This is a genomic window from Achromobacter sp. RTa (assembly GCF_000757485.1).
Taxonomy (GTDB): domain Bacteria; phylum Pseudomonadota; class Gammaproteobacteria; order Burkholderiales; family Burkholderiaceae_B; genus Achromobacter.
Genome location: NZ_JPYO01000045.1, coordinates 478,848 through 496,904, shown reverse-complemented (window position 1 = coordinate 496,904; position 18,057 = coordinate 478,848). Strand labels below are relative to the sequence as shown.

General features: G+C 65.6%; 18 protein-coding genes. 4 read left to right on the top strand and 14 right to left on the bottom strand.

Features of this window, described 5'->3' with window-relative positions; genetic code table 11:
* Window positions 1-32: 32 nt before the first annotated feature.
* The 5 genes from JL37_RS26595 to JL37_RS26575 form a co-directional block, all read right to left on the bottom strand.
* The gene (locus JL37_RS26595; RefSeq protein WP_043548006.1) at window positions 33-1,364 is read right to left on the bottom strand and encodes an MFS transporter; all 1,332 of its coding nucleotides are present in this window, start codon (window positions 1,362-1,364) and stop codon (window positions 33-35) included.
* A gap of 144 nt (window positions 1,365-1,508) precedes the next feature.
* Complete coding sequence (locus JL37_RS26590) at window positions 1,509-2,462, bottom strand: N-carbamoyl-D-amino-acid hydrolase (RefSeq protein ID WP_043548005.1); 954 nt, start codon at window positions 2,460-2,462, stop codon at window positions 1,509-1,511.
* A gap of 18 nt (window positions 2,463-2,480) precedes the next feature.
* Complete coding sequence (locus JL37_RS26585) at window positions 2,481-3,737, bottom strand: M20 family metallo-hydrolase (protein WP_043548004.1); 1,257 nt, start codon at window positions 3,735-3,737, stop codon at window positions 2,481-2,483.
* A complete protein-coding gene (locus JL37_RS26580; RefSeq protein ID WP_043548003.1) occupies window positions 3,734-4,987 on the bottom strand; it encodes a diaminopropionate ammonia-lyase in 1,254 nt (417 codons plus the stop codon). Before JL37_RS26580 ends, JL37_RS26585 begins: the two co-directional genes overlap by 4 nt.
* 19 nt (window positions 4,988-5,006) lie before the next feature.
* Window positions 5,007-5,855 (bottom strand): MurR/RpiR family transcriptional regulator, encoded by an 849-nt coding sequence (locus JL37_RS26575; RefSeq protein WP_043548002.1) that lies wholly within the window; start codon window positions 5,853-5,855, stop codon window positions 5,007-5,009.
* Between the two features lie 184 nt (window positions 5,856-6,039).
* Here JL37_RS26575 and JL37_RS26570 point away from each other — a divergent pair, with 184 nt between their 5' ends.
* Window positions 6,040-6,423, top strand: a complete 384-nt coding sequence (locus JL37_RS26570) for an I78 family peptidase inhibitor (protein ID WP_043548001.1) — start codon at window positions 6,040-6,042, stop codon at window positions 6,421-6,423.
* 37 nt (window positions 6,424-6,460) lie between these two features.
* On the opposite strand, the gene JL37_RS26565 is transcribed toward JL37_RS26570, so the two are convergent.
* From JL37_RS26565 to JL37_RS26535, 7 genes are all read right to left on the bottom strand, one after another.
* Window positions 6,461-7,426, bottom strand: coding sequence for a LysR family transcriptional regulator (locus JL37_RS26565; RefSeq protein ID WP_043548000.1), 966 nt, complete (start codon window positions 7,424-7,426; stop codon window positions 6,461-6,463).
* A gap of 44 nt (window positions 7,427-7,470) precedes the next feature.
* Window positions 7,471-8,205 carry an amino acid ABC transporter ATP-binding protein gene (locus JL37_RS26560; RefSeq protein WP_043547998.1) on the bottom strand — a complete coding sequence of 245 codons (735 nt, stop codon included), beginning with the start codon at window positions 8,203-8,205 and terminating at the stop codon, window positions 7,471-7,473.
* Window positions 8,206-8,232: 27 nt separating this feature from the next.
* Entirely contained in the window at window positions 8,233-8,922 is a 690-nt protein-coding gene (locus JL37_RS26555; RefSeq protein ID WP_043547997.1) for an amino acid ABC transporter permease, read from the bottom strand.
* The gene (locus JL37_RS26550; protein ID WP_043547996.1) at window positions 8,915-9,604 is read right to left on the bottom strand and encodes an amino acid ABC transporter permease; all 690 of its coding nucleotides are present in this window, start codon (window positions 9,602-9,604) and stop codon (window positions 8,915-8,917) included. Before JL37_RS26550 ends, JL37_RS26555 begins: the two co-directional genes overlap by 8 nt.
* A gap of 122 nt (window positions 9,605-9,726) precedes the next feature.
* The gene (locus JL37_RS26545; RefSeq protein ID WP_043547995.1) at window positions 9,727-10,548 is read right to left on the bottom strand and encodes an ABC transporter substrate-binding protein; all 822 of its coding nucleotides are present in this window, start codon (window positions 10,546-10,548) and stop codon (window positions 9,727-9,729) included.
* Window positions 10,549-10,631: 83 nt separating this feature from the next.
* Window positions 10,632-11,834, bottom strand: a complete 1,203-nt coding sequence (locus tag JL37_RS26540) for an aminotransferase class I/II-fold pyridoxal phosphate-dependent enzyme (RefSeq protein ID WP_043547994.1) — start codon at window positions 11,832-11,834, stop codon at window positions 10,632-10,634.
* Window positions 11,831-12,511: an RraA family protein gene (locus JL37_RS26535; RefSeq protein ID WP_043547993.1), complete on the bottom strand. Its 681-nt coding sequence runs from the start codon at window positions 12,509-12,511 to the stop codon at window positions 11,831-11,833. Before JL37_RS26535 ends, JL37_RS26540 begins: the two co-directional genes overlap by 4 nt.
* 349 nt (window positions 12,512-12,860) lie before the next feature.
* Between JL37_RS26535 and JL37_RS26530 the strand changes: the two genes are divergently transcribed.
* Complete coding sequence (locus JL37_RS26530; RefSeq protein ID WP_043547992.1) at window positions 12,861-13,151, top strand: hypothetical protein; 291 nt, start codon at window positions 12,861-12,863, stop codon at window positions 13,149-13,151.
* A 127-nt stretch (window positions 13,152-13,278) separates the two neighbouring features.
* On the opposite strand, the gene JL37_RS26525 is transcribed toward JL37_RS26530, so the two are convergent.
* Entirely contained in the window at window positions 13,279-14,148 is an 870-nt protein-coding gene (locus JL37_RS26525) for a LysR family transcriptional regulator (protein WP_043547991.1), read from the bottom strand.
* A gap of 153 nt (window positions 14,149-14,301) precedes the next feature.
* Here JL37_RS26525 and JL37_RS26520 point away from each other — a divergent pair, with 153 nt between their 5' ends.
* Together JL37_RS26520 and JL37_RS26515 are read left to right on the top strand one after the other, a co-directional pair.
* Window positions 14,302-15,768, top strand: a complete 1,467-nt coding sequence (locus JL37_RS26520) for an MFS transporter (protein ID WP_081955221.1) — start codon at window positions 14,302-14,304, stop codon at window positions 15,766-15,768.
* 79 nt (window positions 15,769-15,847) lie between these two features.
* Window positions 15,848-16,588: an SDR family NAD(P)-dependent oxidoreductase gene (locus JL37_RS26515; protein WP_369798635.1), complete on the top strand. Its 741-nt coding sequence runs from the start codon at window positions 15,848-15,850 to the stop codon at window positions 16,586-16,588.
* 76 nt (window positions 16,589-16,664) lie between these two features.
* Here the strand turns inward: JL37_RS26515 and JL37_RS26510 are convergent, their stop codons facing one another.
* Complete coding sequence (locus JL37_RS26510) at window positions 16,665-18,050, bottom strand: PLP-dependent aminotransferase family protein (protein WP_043547988.1); 1,386 nt, start codon at window positions 18,048-18,050, stop codon at window positions 16,665-16,667.
* Window positions 18,051-18,057: the final 7 nt, after the last annotated feature.

Sequence of the window (18,057 nt, the reverse complement as noted above, 5' to 3'; positions counted from 1 at the left end):
GCTGGGCGCCCGCCGATAGGGAAAGGCCGCGCCTACCGGTTCACCAGGTCCTTGGGCACGCGATACACCAGCACCGCCCCGATCAGCGTGAAACTGGCCAGGAAGTACATGCCCCAGTCTGTGGAGCCGGTCAGGTCCTTGATCCAGCCGATGGCATAAGGGCTGACGAAGGCCGCCAGGCCGGCGAACGAATTGATGCCGGCGATGCCCGCCGCTGCGCTCCTGCCTTCCAGGAAGGCCGTCGGCAGGCTCCAGAACAGGGGCGAGCACACCATGCAGCCGGCCGCCGCCACCGACAGCATGGCCACCGCCAGCGTCGGGTTGTGGCTGAACAGCGTGCTCAGCGTCAGGCCCGCCCCGCCCACCAGGAACGGCACGATCATGTGCCAGCGGCGTTCGCGGGTCGCGTCCGAATGGCGGCACACCAAGACCATGGAAATCACCGCGCACACATTGGGCACCGCTGTCAGCAGGCCGATGTCCAGCAGCGACACCACGCCGGTGGAACGGATCACCGAGGGGACCCAGAACGCCAGGCCCGACAGGCTGGACACCGTGCAATAGCAGATCAGCGCCATGTGCACGACCCGCCGGTCCTTCAGCAGCCGCAGCATCGACACGTGCTCGGTCTTGGCGGTCTTTTCGCTCAGCAGGTTGTGGCTCAGCCGCGCCTTTTCCGTGGGCGACAGCCAGCGCGCGTCGTCGATGCGGTCGTCCAGATACCAGAACACCGCCAGGCCCAGCAGCACCGAAGGAATCGCCTCGATGATGAACATCCACTGCCAGCCGGCCATGCCGTGCGTGTCATGGAAAGCCTCCATGACCCAGCCCGACAGCGGCCCGCCCAGGATGCCGGCGAACGGCACCGCCGTCATGAACACGGCCACGATCTGGCCCCGCCGGTTCGACGGGAACCAATAGGTCAGGTACAGGATGATGCCCGGATAGAAGCCCGCCTCGGCCGCCCCCAACAGGAAACGCAGGATGTAGAACTGCGTCGGCGTCTGCGTCAGCGCCATGGCGGCCGAGATGAGGCCCCACAGGATCATGATGCGCGCCAGCGTCTTCTTCGCGCCGATGCGGTGCATCAGCACGTTGCTCGGCACCTCGAACAGGAAGTAGCCGATGAAGAAAATGCCCGCGCCCAGCCCGTACACCGTTTCGCTGAACTTCAGGTCGTCCAGCATCTGCAGCTTGGCGAAGCCGACGTTCACGCGGTCCAGGAAGGCCGCGATGTAGCACACCATCAAAAACGGCAGCAACCGCCACGCCACCTTCCGGTACAGCGCATTGTCCCGCGCCGCCACGGGATCCTTGTCTACGGCAACCGGAGGCGCCGCGATGCTCTCGACTGACTGGTCCATATTTTCACCTTGGGGTCTGTATTTTCAGGCCGAACGCTCCCCTGCAGGCGCTCGGGGCGCCCGCATGCTGTTTTTATGGGAAGGAAACGTCCGGGCCGGTTATGCGGACGGTCTAACGACCGGCCGCGCTGGCCGCGCCGCAGGTCAGGCGGTTATCGCCGCCTCCGGCGCGGGTTCCACCGCACCTCTGCGTTCCGTGATCAAGCCGTAGGCTTCGGGACGCCGGTGCCGCTCGAAATTGAAAGTGGTGTTCTTGTACGACAGGCAGAGGTCCAGGTCGCAGCGCGCGATCGCCAGCTCGTCGCCCTTGGTCGAGCAGGCGGCCACGATCTCGCCCGACGGCGCGATGATGCAGCTGCCGCCGATCATTTCGCAGCCCTCTTCCTTGCCGGCCTTGGCCACGCCCACCACCCAGGTGCCGTTCTGATAGGCGCCGGCCTGCATGACCAGGTGGTTGTGGAACATGGACAGGTCGTCATGCTCCGGGGCGGGCGGATTGTGGACCGGCGTGTTGTAGCCCAGCAGGATCATCTCCGCCCCTTGCAGGCCCATGACGCGGTAGGTCTCCGACCAGCGGCGGTCATTGCACAGCGCCATGCCCATCACGCCACCAAAGCCGCGCCACACATCGAACGATGCGCCCGGCTCGAAATAGTGTTTTTCCAGGTGCTGGAAGGCGCGCCACGGTTCGTGCCCGGCATGGCCAGGCAGATGCACCTTGCGGTACTTGCCGATGATCTCGCCGTCCTGGCCCACCAGGATGGACGTATTGAAGCGGCGCTTCACCCCGCCCTCGACGGCCAGCTCCGCATAGCCCAGGTAAAAGCCTATGCCCAGCTTGCGCGCGGTGTCGAACAGCACACGGGTCTCCGGTCCCGGCATCTGGCTTTCGTAGAAGGCTTCGATCTCGGCCGGATCCTCCATGTACCAGCGAGGAAAGAAGGTCGTCAGCGCCAGTTCCGGGAATACGACCAGCTGGCAGCCCATGGTGTGCGCCTGGCGCAGGTGGGCGAGCAGCCGCTCGACGACGTCGCGGCGCGTGTCGCTGCGCTGGATCGGCCCGAGCTGCGCGGCCGCGACATTGATGATGCGTGACATGTTGAATCTCCTACGGTTTCATTGTTCTGCGAGTTCGAGCATCAGTTCCAGCAGCACGCCGGCGCCCGCCTCGATATCGTGGTCATGCGTGAATTCCGCGACGTTGTGCGACAGCCCGCCCACGCTGGGCACGAACACCATGCCCGTCGGGCACATGCGCGCCAGCATCTGGGCATCGTGGCCCGCGCCGCTGGGCAGGCGCCGCACGCGATGGCCGCGCTGCCGGGCGATCGCCTCGACGCGGCCGACGATGGCCTCGTCGAACGCAACCGGCTCGAAGTCGGCCAACACCCGGTGAGCCAGCTCCACGCCCTCCTGCGCCGCGGCCCGCGCCGCAAATTCCATGCAGCGCGCGATCGCCTCCTGCAAGGCCGCGCCGTCGGTGTTGCGCAGGTCCAGCGTGAACGTCGCGCGGTTGGGGATCACGTTGATCAGATTGGGAAACAGGTTGACCTGGCCCACCGTCGCCAACTGCCCGCCGCCCATTTCACGCGTCAGGTCGCGGGCGTAGCACGCGATGCGGGCGGCGACGATGCCCGCATCGTGGCGCAAGCCCATCGGCGTGGTGCCGGCATGGTTGGACACCCCCCGCACTGTGAACTCGATCCAATGGATGCCCTGCACGCCCGTCACCGCGCCGATGGTGTAATCCTCGTGCTCCAGCACCGGCCCCTGCTCCACGTGCAGTTCCACGAAGGCATGGACGCGGTTGTTGCCCGTGGGCGCCGTGCCGGCATAGCCGATGCGGGCCAGGTTTTCCGCCACCGAGGTGCCGTCTATGCCGACCGTGGCCAGCGCATCGGCCAGCGGCAGGCCGCCCTGGAACACCAGGCTGCCCATCATGTCGGGCGCGAAGCGCGCGCCTTCCTCGTTCGTGAAGAAAGCCACCGCCACCGGCCGCCGCGTCACGACGCCGGCATCGTTCAGCGCCGCGATCACCTCCAGCCCGGCCAGCACGCCCAGGTTGCCGTCGTAGCGGCCGCCCGTGCGCACCGTATCGATGTGCGAGCCCGTCATCACCGGCGGGCCGGCTTCCAGGCCGGCGCGCACGCCGACCACGTTGCCGATCCCGTCTATCGTCACGGCCAGGCCAAGTTCGCGCATCCAGCGCACGACCAGGTCGCGCCCGAGGCGGTCGGCATCGGTCAGCGCCAGCCGGCACACGCCCCCGCCCTCGATGGCGCCGACCTGCGCCAGATCGGCGATGCGCCCAAGCAGGCGGGCCCCATCGATGCGCACCGCCGCAAGACCTGTTTCCAGCGCGGCCCCAGTCATGCCGCGGCCTCGGCGGCGGCTTCGACTTCGGCGGCGCTTTTGCCGACGATGCGCTGATAGAGTTCGGGGTCGGTCGCGCCTTCGCTGCCGAACACCAGCACCCGGCTGCCTGCGTCCAGGCCCAGCGCGTCGCGCGCGGCCGGATCGGCCAGCGCCGCCAGGCAGCCAGTCAGCCCCGCCACCGCCGACTCGCCCGCCACGATGGGCGCGTCGCCATACTTGCCGCTGGCCAGCAGGCGCACGGTTTCCAGCGCGGCCTCGTCATCGACCGTGAGGAAGGCCTGCGCACCCGGGTGCAGCACCTCCCAGGCCAGCAAGGACACCTCGCCGCAGGCCAGCCCAGCCATTACCGTGTCCAGATCGCCATGCACCGCCACCGGCTTGCCGGCGCGGGCGCTCTCGTACAGGCAGGCCGCCTTGTCTGGCTCCACCACGACGAAGCGCGGGCGGCGCGCTCCCAGCTGCTCCCAGAAATGCGCGCATACCGCGGCGGCCAGCCCGCCCACGCCGCCCTGCAGGAACACGTGGGTCGGCAGCTCGCCCTCGCCGGCCTCGCGCCACTGCCGCAGCGCTTCGTCGGCCATCACCGCGTACCCCTGCATCACGTCCTTGGGCACTTCCATATAGCCGGGATAGGAGGTGTCCGACACCACGTAGCGCCCCAGCCGCGCCGCGTCCTCGGCCGCCTGCCGCACGGAATCATCGTAGTTGCCCGGCGTGCGCACGACCTGCGCGCCGTACTGCTCGATCGCGCGCTTGCGGCCCTCGCTGACGGTTGCATGGATATAGATCACGCACTGGCAGCCGAAGCGTTGCGCGCCCCACGCCACCGAGCGGCCATGGTTGCCGTCGGTCGCGCAGGTCACCGTCATGGTTTGCGTCAACTCGCGGTATTTGCCGGACAGCAGGTCGTCGACCGACAGATCGTCGCGGCCCAGCCGCGCCGACAACTCGCGCAGCAACTGGCGGCTGACCGCGTAGGCCCCGCCCAGCGCCTTGAAGCTGCCCAGGCCGAAGCGGCCTCCTTCGTCCTTGTAGCGGATGCCCGCCACGCCGGCCGCCCGCGCCAGCCCGGACAGGTCGCGCAGCGGCGTGGGCCGGTAGCCCGGCCAGCGGCGGATCTGGGCCTGCGCGCGCTCGTAGGCCGCGCCGCCCAGCACGTCGAGCTGCCGTTGCCCGTAAGGCGCCGCGGGCTCGAAGGCGGGATTCGGCGCGTATTGCAGCCGGACGTTCGGAATCGTGGGGTTCAAGTCAGTCTCCTCTTGAAATTCAGCGATGCAAGTCGCCGTAGTGTTCGTGCAGACGTTCGATGTTCTGCAGGCGTTCGCGCGCGGCCGGCCCGAGCTTGCGCGCCAGGGCCGAGCACAAATGGTTGATCAGGCTGGTGGCGGCGACGTAGGAATCGAACACCGCCGCCCCGCTGTTGACGCAGCGCAGGACCAGGTCGGAACGGGCCGGCAGTTCGGTCGCGGTGGGGTCGGTCAGCACCACCACCTTGGCGCCGACGCGATTCGCATGTTCGACGATGGGCTTGAGCAAGGTGACCCGGCGGCGGAAGTCCATCACCAGCAGCACATCGTCGGCGCCCAGGTCGGCCAGGTCCTCGGCCAGGTTCAAGCCGGCGCCCGGCACCAGCGCGATCCCGTCGCGCAACTGCGTCAGCAGCGCCCAGGCGTATTGCGCCAGCACCCGGCCGTTCCGAAAACCGGCAATGCAGATGCGGCGCGCGCCGGCGAACAGCTCCACCGCGCGCTCGACATCACGGCTGTCCAGCCTTTCGAAGGTCTGCGCCAGGTTCTGCAGGTCGGTGGCCAGATGGGCGGCAAGCGCATCGCCGGTGGCGTCCGGCGGCCGCACGCCGGCCATTTCGTATAGCGGCGACCCGCGATCGGACTCGTCGCGCGCCTGGGCCCGCACCTCATTGAAATTCTCGTAGCCCAGCCGCCGGAAGAACCGGCCCGCCGTGGCCTTGGACACGCCCGCCTTCTGCGCCAGCTCGGCGCCCGAATAGGCCGCGATATTGCCCAGGCATTCCAGGGTCACATAGGCGAGCCGCTGCTCGCTCTCGGTGAAGCTGTCCTGCTGCGCAAGAATGCGTTCCTGCAACGTCGATGTCATGATGGAGCGCTTATGAAACTATAGTTTCATCAATATATATTCGTGAAACTATGGTGTCAACGCAAATATCGCGCTCGCGCCGCCCATGGCGGGAACGGCCGCCAGCCGGTCCCGCCCCCCGCTCACAGGGCGGCGAGGCTGGTCTATCATGGCTTTTTTGACGCGTTGTTGTAAGGAGCTTTACATGATCCGCAAGCTGATCCCATTCCTGCTGGTCGCCAGCCTGACCGCCTGCGCCAACACCGGCGCGCCGCGTTCGTCCAGCGCCCCGGCCTCCAGCTCTTCCAGCGCGTCGTCCTCGTCCTCCGATGCCGGCACCGGCTCCTCGTCCGGCCTGTCCAGCGCGTCCGGCTATGGCGGCGGCAAGACTTGCGACGCCGCGGCGCTGCAATCGCAGATCGGCCAGAAAGCCACCCCGTCCGTCATGGAAGACCTGCGCACCCGCAGCGGCAGCAGCACGGCCCGCATGCTGCGCCCGGGCCAGCTGGTAACCATGGAATACAACGCCACCCGCCTCAACCTGATCGTGGACGACAAGGACGTGATGACCGCGATCCGCTGCGGCTGATCCCCGCAACGGCCGGCGCTCGCTGCCGGCCCTTCGGCTACGCCCCGGGCGGCCTGGCCGCCGGCGGCACATGGGGCACGAAGGCCCCCGCCACCTCGAAGGCGCATTCCTCGCGCGCGATATCGATCACCCGGGACACGACCGGGTTGACGATGTTCTTCTTGTGCACCGCGTAGTAGTTGATCGTGGGCAGGTCGGGCTGCACATCGAGCTGACACAGGGCGCCCCGCGCAACCAGCGGCGCGAAGTATGCGCCCGGCAGGTAGCTGATGCCCAGGCCCAGCATCGTCAGCTGGGCCATCATTCCCAGGCTGTTGCACGTCAGCACGCGCTTGACCGGCAGGCCCTGTTCCGCGAACCAGGCGTCATACAGATGCGACAAGGCTGAATTGGTAGGCTGCGAAATCACCGGATACGGCGCCAGGTCCTGCGGGGTCAGGCGGGCGGAGAAATCGATGTCCAACGCCGGGCTGGCCATCCAGACGTTGGTGACCGCGCCCAGGTGCACGCAATCGTACTGGTAGCCCCAGAACGGCCCCGGCATGATGGCCAGGTCCAGTTCGTCCTGCTCCAGCCTTTCGTACAGTGTGATGCCGCCGTCGATCTCCGGCATCAGCTGCACGCGGGGATAGCGCAGGCTGATCTGGTTGATCAGCCGCGCCAGCCAGGTCATGCCCACCAGCTCCGTCACGCCCAGGCGCACCACCCCTTCGAAGCTGGCCGGGTCCGCCATGTTCTGGACGATGCGGCTGTTCAGGTCGAGCATCTCGCGCGCGAGCTCGAAGAGCTTGCGCCCCTGCGGCGTCATGATCAGCTTCCTGGCGCGGCGCTCGAACAGCGGCGAGCCCGCGAAGGCCTCCAGTTCCCCCACCCGCTTGGCCACCGCCGACTGCGTGGTGTGCAGCTTGCGGGAAGACGCGCTGAAGCTGCCCAGTTCGGAGCTCCAGTAAAAGGCCTCTAGCTGTTTGAGGGTGTACATCGCGGCGGTCGATGCGAAACGCATGGAAACCCTCACATTAACATCGCCGCCGCATCATCCGCGGCCGCTCAGCCGCGCGGATGCAGGATGTCGGCCAGGAAACGCTGCGCGCGCGGATGGGACGGCGCGCTGAAGAAACGCTCGGGCGTGTCCGCCTCCAGGATCTCGCCGCCGTCCATGAACACGACCCGGTCGCAGACGTCGCGCGCGAAACCCATCTCGTGGGTCACGCACACCATCGTCATGCCGTCCTTGGCCAGGCCCTTCATCACCTGCAGCACCTCGCCCACCATTTCCGGATCGAGCGCGCTGGTGGGCTCGTCGAACAGCATCACCGGCGGTTGCAGGGCCAGCGCCCGGGCAATCGCCACGCGCTGTTGCTGGCCGCCCGACAGCGAACCCGGATAGGCGTCGATCTTGTGCTCTAGGCCGACGCGCGCGAGCAGGCTGCGCGCCAGCTCCGTGGCCTCCTTGCGCGGCTGCTTGCGGATGTTGACCGGCGCGAAGATGACGTTGTCCAGCACGCTCATGTGCGGAAACAGATTGAACTGCTGGAACACGAAGCCGATCTTCTGGCGCAGCGCGTTCAGGTTCGAACCCTTGGCGTAAATGTCCGCGCCGTCGATGCGGATGCGCCCCTTCTCGATGGGCTCCAGGCGGTTGATCGTCCGGATCATGGTGGACTTGCCCGAGCCCGAAGGGCCGCACACCACCAGCACCTCGCCGCGCGCCACCGAAAGATCCACGTCCTTCAGCACGTGGTGCTCGCCGTACCACTTGTTTACTTTTTCAAGATTGATCATGTTTTGTTCCTTGAGGGCCTGTGCACCCTAGGCCATGGCGCGCGAACGGCGGATGCGCAGGTCCAGCCAGCTCAGGCCGCGGCTCAGGCTGAAGCACACCAGGAAATAAATGATGGCCAGGATGCCGAAGACCTGCAGCGGCTTGGTCAGCACCAGGTTGTTGACCTGGTTGGCCGCGAAGGTCAGCTCGTTGACACTGATGACATAGCCCAGCGAAGTCTCCTTGATGGTGGAGACGAACTGGCTGGTCATGCTGGGCAGCACGTTGAACAGCGCCTGCGGCAGCACAACCCGGCGCATCGTGGTCCAGTAGCCCACGCCCAGCGAGCGCGAAGCCTCGATCTGGCCACGCGGCACCGCCTCGATCCCCGAGCGGATCACCTCCGACAGATAGGCGCTTTCATAGACCACCAGCGCCGCGATCAGCGTCCAGAAGCCGCTGACCACCTGCCCCGTCAGCTTGGGCACCACGAAGTACGCCCAGAAGATCAGCATCAGCAGCGGCATGCCGCGCACCACGTTGACCAGCGTCTTGCTGGCCGCGCGGAGCCAGCCATACGGGCTTACCCGGGCCAGCGCGATGAGCAGCGCCAGCGGCAAGGACAGCGCCAGGCCGCAGGCGGCCAGGATCAGCGTGAGCGCCAGCCCGCCCAGCGGGCCATTGGGGTATTGGCCCACCAGCAGCGTGGGCCAATATTGCGAGAGGACGTCAAGCATTGCGGCCTCCCCGGTTCAGGCGGTAGCGGTCATAGATGCGCGATCCGATGAACATGATCAGGAAAGATCCCAACAGATACATGATCGTGGCTGCGCCAAAGGTGGCGAAGGTGCGGTAGGTCTCGTTTTCGATTTCGCGGGCTTGGTAGGTCAGCTCCATCACGCCGATCGCCATCGCCACGCTGGTGTTCTTGAACAGCAGCAGCGCGCGGCCCACCAGCGGCGGAATCGAAATCCGCACCGCCTGCGGCACGATCACGAAACGCATGCATTGCAGATAGCTGGCGCCCAGCGCCCGCGCCGCCTCGAACTGCGTAAACGGAATGGCGCGCAGCCCGCTGCGTATGTCTTCCGCGATATAGGCGGCCGACCCCAGCGCCAGCGCGATCGCCGCCAGCGACATTTCCGCGTTGTGCTGGTACAGCCACAGGCGGAAGCCCTCCGGCAGCAGCTCGGGCATGCCGAAGTACCAGAACAGCACCTGCACCAGCAACGGCACGTTGCGGTGGTATTCCACATAGGCGTCCACCAGCCAGCGGCACGGCGCCAGATTGGTGGCGCGCACCACCACCAGCGTCACCGCGATGGCGAACGCCATGATCCAGGCGACCAGGAACAGCTGCACCGTGACCACCATGCCGCTCAACAGCTGCTGGTATTGGGTAGCGTCAAGTAAGTCCATAGAACGATAAATCTCCTGCTTGCGCGCGGCCCACGGCCAACGTCACGGTTGCCGGCGGACCGCTGTGCGCGGCGCCGGCAACCGTGACGAGGGACTGGCGGGCCGCCTCGTGGCCCTGGTAATCAGCCGGCGATGGGGCCGATCTTGAAGCCGCGCTCCAGCTTGTACGGCGTTGCGGGGCCGAACCACTTATCGAACAGCTTGGCCGCCGCGCCCGAGCTTTCCGCCTCGTCCAGCGCCTGGTTCACCACTTCCAGGAAACGCGCCTCCGACTTGCGCACGCCCAGGCCCCAGGGCTCGTCGAACACAGACTTGGCGATCACGCTGACGGGCGCCGTGGGCGGGCTTTGCAGCACCAGGCGCACCAGCACCAGCTCGGAGGCGAACTGCGCGTCCACCTTCTTCTGCTGCAGGGCCAGGTAGGTGGCCGAGCTGTCGCCATAGCCGATCACCTGCGATTTATCCAGGATGCGCTTGATCTCGCGCTCCGAGCTCGACCCCTTGGTGGCGCCGATACGGCGGCCATTCAGCGATTCGATCGTGTCCAGCCCGGAATCCTTGCGGACCAGCAGTTTCTGCGGGCTGACGTAATAAGCGTGGCTGAACGCGATCTGCTGCGCGCGGTCGGGCGAATAGCCCAGGTTCGCGGCCAGGATGTCCACCCGCCCCTCGTTCAGTTCCGGCACGCGCGCCGCCACCGACAGGAGCTTGTAGTTGATCTTGACCCCCAGCTTGTCCGCCACCAGCTTGCAGACGTCCACGTCGTAGCCCACCAGCTGGCGCGTGGCGCCGTCCTGGAAACTGAACGGCTGCGAGGTGCCCAGCGTGCCGCAGACCAGCTCGCCGCGCGCCTTGATGTCATCCAACTGGTCGGCCTGGGCGGCGGCGCCCATGACCAGCGAGGCCAGGCCCAGGCAGGCGGCGTAGAGAGTTTGGCGTTTCATGGTTGATTCCCCTTGTTGTGCGGTGAACAGACTGGTAATGGTGCCCCCCGAGGGGGGCGTCTTCATGGAATGCGCGGCCGGCCTCAGGCCAGCTTGGCGCAGGCTTCCCGGATGGCCGAGCAGCCCTGCCGGATATCGTCCAGCGAAGCCGCGAACGACAGCCGGAAGGTGCCCGGGGCGCCATAGGCATGGCCGTCGATGACGGCAACGCCCGCCTCGCGCAGCAGGTAATGCGTCAGGTCGGTATCGGTCGCGATCACGTCGCCGGCCGGCGTCTTCTTGCCCAGCAGGCCCGAGCAATCCGGAAACACGTAGAACGCGCCCTGCGGCACGACGATATCCAGGCCCGGCGTGCCCGACAGCTCCGCAATCGCCAGATCGCGTCGCTGGCGGAACACCTTGGCGAATTCCGCCACGCAATCCTGCGGGCCCGACAGCGCCTCCAGCGCAGCCGCCTGGCTGACCGACGACGCGCCCGACGTGCTCTGCGACTGAAGAATGGCCATGGCCTTGATCAGTTCGTCGGGACCCGCGCCGTAGCCGATGCGCCAGCCCGTCATCGCGTAGGCCTTGGACACGCCGTTGACCACCAGCGTGCGCGACGCCAGCGACGGCGCCACCTGCAGCGGATGCACCGTCGGCTCGTCGGTGAAATTCAAGCGCGCATAGATATCGTCCGTCATCAGCCAGACATGCGGATGGCGTTCCAGAACCTCGGCCAGCCCGCGCAGCTCGCCGGCAGTGTAGACCGAACCCGTCGGATTGCTGGGCGCATTCATCATCAGCCATTTCGTGCGCGGCGTAATCGCCCGCTCCAGCGCCTCCGGCGTCACCTTATAGGCGGTCGCCGGCGTCGTCTCCACCGCGACCGGCACGCCGCCGTTGACCAGCACCATGTCCGGGTACGACACCCAGAACGGCGCGGGGATCAACACCTCATCACCGTCGTTCAGCGTGGCCGCCAGCCCATTGAAAATCACCTGCTTCGCGCCCGTGCTGACAATGATGCGCCCCACCGGATACTCCACGCCCGTGGCCTCCAGCAAGTGCTGCGCGGCGGCGCGGCGCAGCGCCACCGTGCCCTGCGCCGGCGGATACTTGGTCTCGCCCCGGTTCATGGCGGCGGTCGCCGCCTGCCGGATGTGCACCGGCGTGGAAAAATCCGGCTCGCCTATCGTCAGATCGATAATGCGGCGGCCCTGCTCGCGCAGTTCCGCGATGATCGCGCGCGCGGCCACGCTGGGCGACAGCTTGATGCGCTTGATGCGGTCGGCGACGATGCTCATTTCGTGGCCCCCGTCTTCTCGGCGATGGTCTTCTCCAACCACGGCTTGGTATACGTACCCGCGCGCAGCTTCTCCTTCGCCACGGCCTCGTCGGCCTCCTTCTTCAGCGCCAGCGCCAGCACCGCCTCGGCGTGCTCCGCCGGGATCACCACCACGCCGTCGGCGTCACCCACGACCACGTCGCCCGGATTGACCACCTGGCCGCCCACGGACACCGGCACATTGATTTCGCCCGGACCATCCTTATACGGCCCCTTGTGCGACACGGCGCGCGCGAAGCAGCCGAACTGCCCCTGCGCGAACACATCCAGATCGCGCACCGCGCCATCGATCACAAAGCCTTCGATGCCGCGCGACTGCGCGTCCATCATCATCAGCTCGCCCACCAGCGCATTGCTGGTATCGCCGGCGCCGTCCACCACGATCACGTCGCCCGCCCCACCCAGCGAAATCGCCTTGTGGATCATCAGGTTATCGCCGGGACGGGTCTTGACGGTGAGCGCCAGGCCAACCGTGCGCTGGTTGCAGGCATGCAGCGGACGCAGCCCGTCCACGCCATACAGGCGGTTCATGCAATCGCTGATCTGGGCCGAGCCGATGCTGGCGAAACCGGCCAACACCTCGGGGGAGACGGCTGGGGCGGAACGGGGAAGAATGCGGTATCCGATGGGATTCATGAGGAAGTCTGCTGGGTAAATGCGTGAACGGCGTTAAGCGAACACGCATTACAAGGCCCCGGACTGCATTCCTCAAAACGATATAAATTCCCAGCTATGTAGGAATTTTATTCGTACATTTTACCCTTAAGGGTTATCCCTTATTCGTGCTGCGGACTTCCGCCGCCGGCATGGGCGCTACCCGCCTCCGCCAACGCACCGTACAGTTGGGAAAGCGGTGCCAATCCTCTTTGCATGGCACCGCGCAAATTTGCGCAGTGCCAACGCAAACTCTGTTTCCGGGGGCTTCGTGGCGGCTGACCCTGAACAACGTAAAATGTCAGGTCTCCAGCCTCCACATGCTTTCCCTATGAACCTTGAACGACTGCGTCGCGAATTTCCCGACTTCGACGTAACAACCCTGCCGCCCCTGCCCGAAGGGTATTTCGATACGTCGAGCTACATCGATGCCGCTCCTTCATTCGAGAATGAGGAGCGCGGATTGAAAGTGTATGTCGACTACGCCAACTACGCCGACCGCGAATCCGGCAGGAGCCAGCGCTTCTGCGTTTCGCGCTACGACGAGGAAGCTGGCGACTTCGAGGACGTCGCCCTGTCGACTAACGATTGGGCCGAAGTCACGCGCTTCCTGACCGCCTGAACGCCCTCGCCAGGGGCGATCGGTTTCCGCTCCGATCGTCGGATGATCGCCCCTTGATTTTTCGTTTTAAAAGCCCTGCTTGCATTCGCCGATCCTGCGCTCAGGCATGGCCTGTGCAGCATGCCGGTCAATGTTCCACAGTCGCGGAATCCGACAGCATCATGTCGGCGATATCCAGCATCGCCCGCAAGCGGTCCATGTGCCGCAGGTCGTGGTGGTAGCCAACCCATATATCCCGCGTGGGAGGTTGATCCGGCGTATCGAGGCGCTGCAATCCGGAGACTGCATCGCCAAGCGGCCTTGGCAGCACCGCGATGCCCACGCCCCTCAAGCACATCTGCGCCTGGACCGAACGATTCGTGCTTGTGAACGCGCGTCGGCAGCGCGGAAACCTCTCGAGCACCCAAGCTACGTCGGGGAAATGCGACTGTGCGGTGTTCATCAGAATGACGCCCACGGATGCGGGATTGTCCTGCAGGGCCTGGGCGGTTGCCGCCGACGCATACACCCCATATGACATTCGCATCAGGCGGCGCTGAACGATATCCGGTTCGCTGAAAGGCACGATGCGAAAGGCCACGTCGGCCTCCCGCCGAGAGAGATCGAGCAAGCGATGGCTGGCAATCACTTCCGGCACGACAGCGGGATGGCGGTGTGTCAACTCGACCAAGACCGGCGCCAGGACATAGCCGGCAAACCAGTCCGCTGACGAAATTCGCAGGATGCCTTCAAGGCGTTGGTCGTTGCCGGTCAAACGCCTTTCCATGGATAGCGCGGAATCCTCCATGGACTCCGCCAGCGTCCGCACGGTGTCACCGGCATCCGTGAGCACTAGGCCGTCCTTTGTTCTCCGGAAGAGCGCCTGCCTGGCTTCGTCCTCAAGCACTTTGATTCGGCGACCCACTGTCGGATGGCTCACGTTCAGCGCCCGGGCGGCTTCGCCGAAGGATCCGCTGCGAGCGACCGCCAGGAAGATGCGGACATCGTTCCATTCCATGTCTATCCTGCACGTACAAAAATGTACGAAAAATATACATTAATGTCAGTGGTCGAACAATATTGTTTAGATCATCATGCGCTCCATGGCGAATGTCCGTGCGAACCAGATGTGCGTCCACGCTCAGGCACGTCTGATTTGGAGCATCAAGATATGAATACTGAACCCCGGCACGTTGCAGGAGCGCTCGACGCCGCATTTGCGTCATCCGAACGCGCCGCTGCAAGGGGCGCTGGAACGGCAGCCCCTGACCCCCGTCGCTGGCTGGCCTTGGCCGTCCTGTTGACTGGCACCCTCCTGCCACCTTTGGACTTCTTCATCGTCAACGGGGCGCTGCCTGCCATACGGACGGACCTGCAAGCTTCTTCCGACGTCTCGCAGCTGGTGATCTCGGTGTATGCCGCCGCCTATGCCGTCACGCTGATCTTGGGCGGCCGTCTGGGTGATCTTTATGGCCGCAAGCGGGTATTTATCGCTGGCATGCTCGGCTTTGGCGTCGCGTCGGCGTTCTGCGGCCTGGCGCCGTCGCCGGGCATGCTTGTCGCCGGCCGGCTGCTGCAAGGGATATCGGCAGCGATCATGGCGCCGCAATCATTGGCATCGATACACGCCATCTTTCCGGCAAGCGAGAAGAATCGCGCGTTGAGTCGATACGGCGCGACCTTCGGTTTGGCATCGGTGGGCGGTCAATTGCTCGGCGGCGTGCTGATTTCGACCAGTCCATGGGGGCTGGGGTGGCGCAGCGTCTTTTTGATCAACCTTCCCATCATCATCCTTGCCATTCCGGCTGCAATGATGTTGCTGCGTGAAAGTCGCGCCGAACGTTCGCCACGCTTGGACGTGCCGGGGGCGGTGCTGCTGGCGATTGGCTTGCTGGCGCTCGTGGTTCCGCTTATCGAAGGGCAGCAACATCACTGGCCGTGGTGGGGCATCGTGCCGCTGGTGTTGAGCATGCCGTTGTTATGGCTCTTCTGGCAGTACGAAAAGGCAGAGGAGAGCGCCGGCAGAACTCCGCTGGTTCTGCCATCGCTTCTGGCCGTGCGTGGGTTGCGGCGCAGTTTGGCATCAACGTTCCTCTTCTATGCGCTCGCCGCGTTCTTCCTTGTGTTCGCCGTGTACGAACACGCCGGCCTGGGCCACGATGCGTTGACAGCCGGCCTGGCCATCCTGCCGCTTGGCATCGGCTTTTTCCTTGGCCCACTGTGCAGCCCGCACATCGCTCGGCGAATGGGCTCACGCACCGCCGGGTTTGGCATGGTTCTGGAGGTGCTCGGTCTGGTCATGGTCGCAGCGCTGGCGTTGGCCGGCGCATCGTCGTGGCTGGCGTTGCCCTTGTTTCTGATTGGCGCCGGGCAAGGCATCGCCCTTCCTGAGGTCGTGCGCTTGAACGTGGACCATGTGGAAACACGCTGGGCCGGGCTGGCCTCGGGCTTGGTAAACGCCACCTTGCAGATCAGCGCCGCAGTAAGCGTCGCCTTGTTCGGCGGTCTATTCAGCGCGATCGCGCCTGATGGGGCAAGCGCTCAGGACGTGCAGCTTGGATTTGCAGTGGCTTCATTGGCGATAGGCGCGTCACTGGCGCTGGCGGCCGCATTAAGTTGGAAACGCCAGGAAATATGAAAAATCGAGAACCCTTTTGCATCGTGGATGCATGCTTCCAAGAGAACCCTCTGTCATGAACACTGCCTTGAAGAATTCCTTGCCTGGTCTCGCCCATAAACGGGCGCTTGTCACCGGCGCAGCGCGCGGCATCGGCGCCGCCATTGCACTCAAGCTGGCCGAAGACGGCGCGGACGTCGCTATCACGTACGAGAAATCGGTGGAGAAGGCCGAGGCGCTGGCTGCCGAGATTCGCGCGCTCGGCCGCAACGCCGTCGCCATCCAAGCCAATGCCGCCAGCCCCGATGCCGCGAAGGCCGCGGTAGAGCGGACCGTCGCGGAACTAGGGGGGCTGGACATCCTCGTCAACAACGCCGGCGTTTTGATTTCAGGCCCGTTTTCCGAGCAGTCGCTGGAGCAGATAAACCTGCAACTGGACGTCAATGTGCGCGGCGTATTCATGACCACCCAGGCCGCGCTGAAACACCTTCCTGATGGCGGCCGCATCATCACGATTGGCAGCAATGCCGGCCTGTCGGTGCCATTCGCCGGCATCGCGGTCTATGCGGCGACCAAATCCGCGATGGAGAGCTTTACCCGTGGGCTTGCGCGTGAACTGGGTCACCGTGACATCACCGTCAATCTGGTTCGTCCTGGCCCCATCGACACGGACATGAATCCTGCCGGCGGCCCCCTCGCCGGCTCCATCCTGCCAAGCCTGTCTATTGCCCGCTACGGAAAGACCAGGGAGGTGGCCGAAGCCGTCGCCTTCCTGGCGGGGCCTGGCGCCGCGTATGTCACCGGGTCGGGGATCCTTGTCGATGGCGGCATAAGCGCGTGATGCGGCAAATCATGGCTGGAAACACTTCCGGGAGAGGGGCCTGACATTCTCCACCGGCCGGGCGCCACCCCACGCATCAAGCCGCATTCAACGCCTTCGCCAGCACCGTGAACACCCGCTCATCCGTGGACTGCGCAACGTTGAACCGCAGAAAATCTCCCGCGGCCAACGACTGGCTGAACGCATTGCCCGGGGCCACCACCACGCCGTCCTTGAGGCACAGCCGCGCGACAGTGGCGGCGTCCTTGCCTTCGGGCAGACGACACCACAGGAACATCCCGGCCCTGGGCACCAGCCACGGCACGATGCCCAGCTTCTGCAGCTTCGCGGCCGTCTTGTCCATCTGCTGCGCCAAACGCAGCCGGGTCGACTCCATATGCCTGCGGTAGCCGCTGCCAGTCAGCGTCCTGAAGATGAGGTCGGCCGCCAGCCGGCTGCCGCCAAAGGTCGTGGCCACCTTCAGATCGGTCAGGCTTTCCACCCAATCGGACCGCACCGCGATGTACCCGCAGCGCACCGACGCCGACACCGTCTTCGAGAAACTGCCGATGTGGATCACCCGGGACAATCCATCGAACGCCGCCAGGCGCGGCGCAGGCGTGTTCTCGAAGTCCGCGAAGATATCGTCCTCGACGATCACCATCTCGGAGTCGTCCGCCAGCTTCAGCAAACGATGCGCGACCAGGGGCGAGAGCGTGGCCCCCGTCGGATTGTGGATGCCGGAGTTCGTGATGTAGAGCCGCGGAGAATGCTCGCGCAACGCCATTTCAAACGCCAGGACGTCCGGGCCGTTCGGCGTGTACGGCACCCCCACCGCCTTGACGCGATGCGCCTTCAACAAAGCGTGGAAATTGAAGTAGCAGGGATCGTCCACCAGCACCGTGTCCCCCGGCTCCAGCAGAAAGCGCAGGATCAAATCGATGGATTGAGTCCCCGAGTCGGTCAGCATGATCTGTTCGGGCCCGGCCTCTATCCCTATGGCGCTCATCCGCCGCGCAAGCAGCTGCCTCAGGGGCGCGTGGCCCAGCGGCGTCCCATACTCGGTCAGTTCCGCAGCCTCGGCCCGGGCCATGCCGCGCATGGCGCGCCGCAAGCCGTCCTGGTACATCCAGCTGACCGGCAGCCACCCGCAGCCCGGCCGCAAGGTGTGGGCATCCGCGGCCAGCGACTGGCGCGACACCCATAGCGGATCGACTTCGCGGTCCAGCTTCGGCCCCATCTCGGTAAGCGCCAGCGGCGCCACCTGGCCCGCCACGAAAAACCCCGAGCCGGGGCGCGACACCAGCACACCCTCGGCCGCCAGCCGCTCGTAGGCCTCCACCACCGTGGACACCGACACTTCCAGCGCCTTGGCCTGCACTCTCACGGAGGGCAGCCGGGCGCCAGGCAAGGCGGTGCGCGCAGCAATCCTTCCCTGAATCTCGCCCATGACCTTCTTGATGAGGGTGCCGCCACGCGCCATGGAGTTC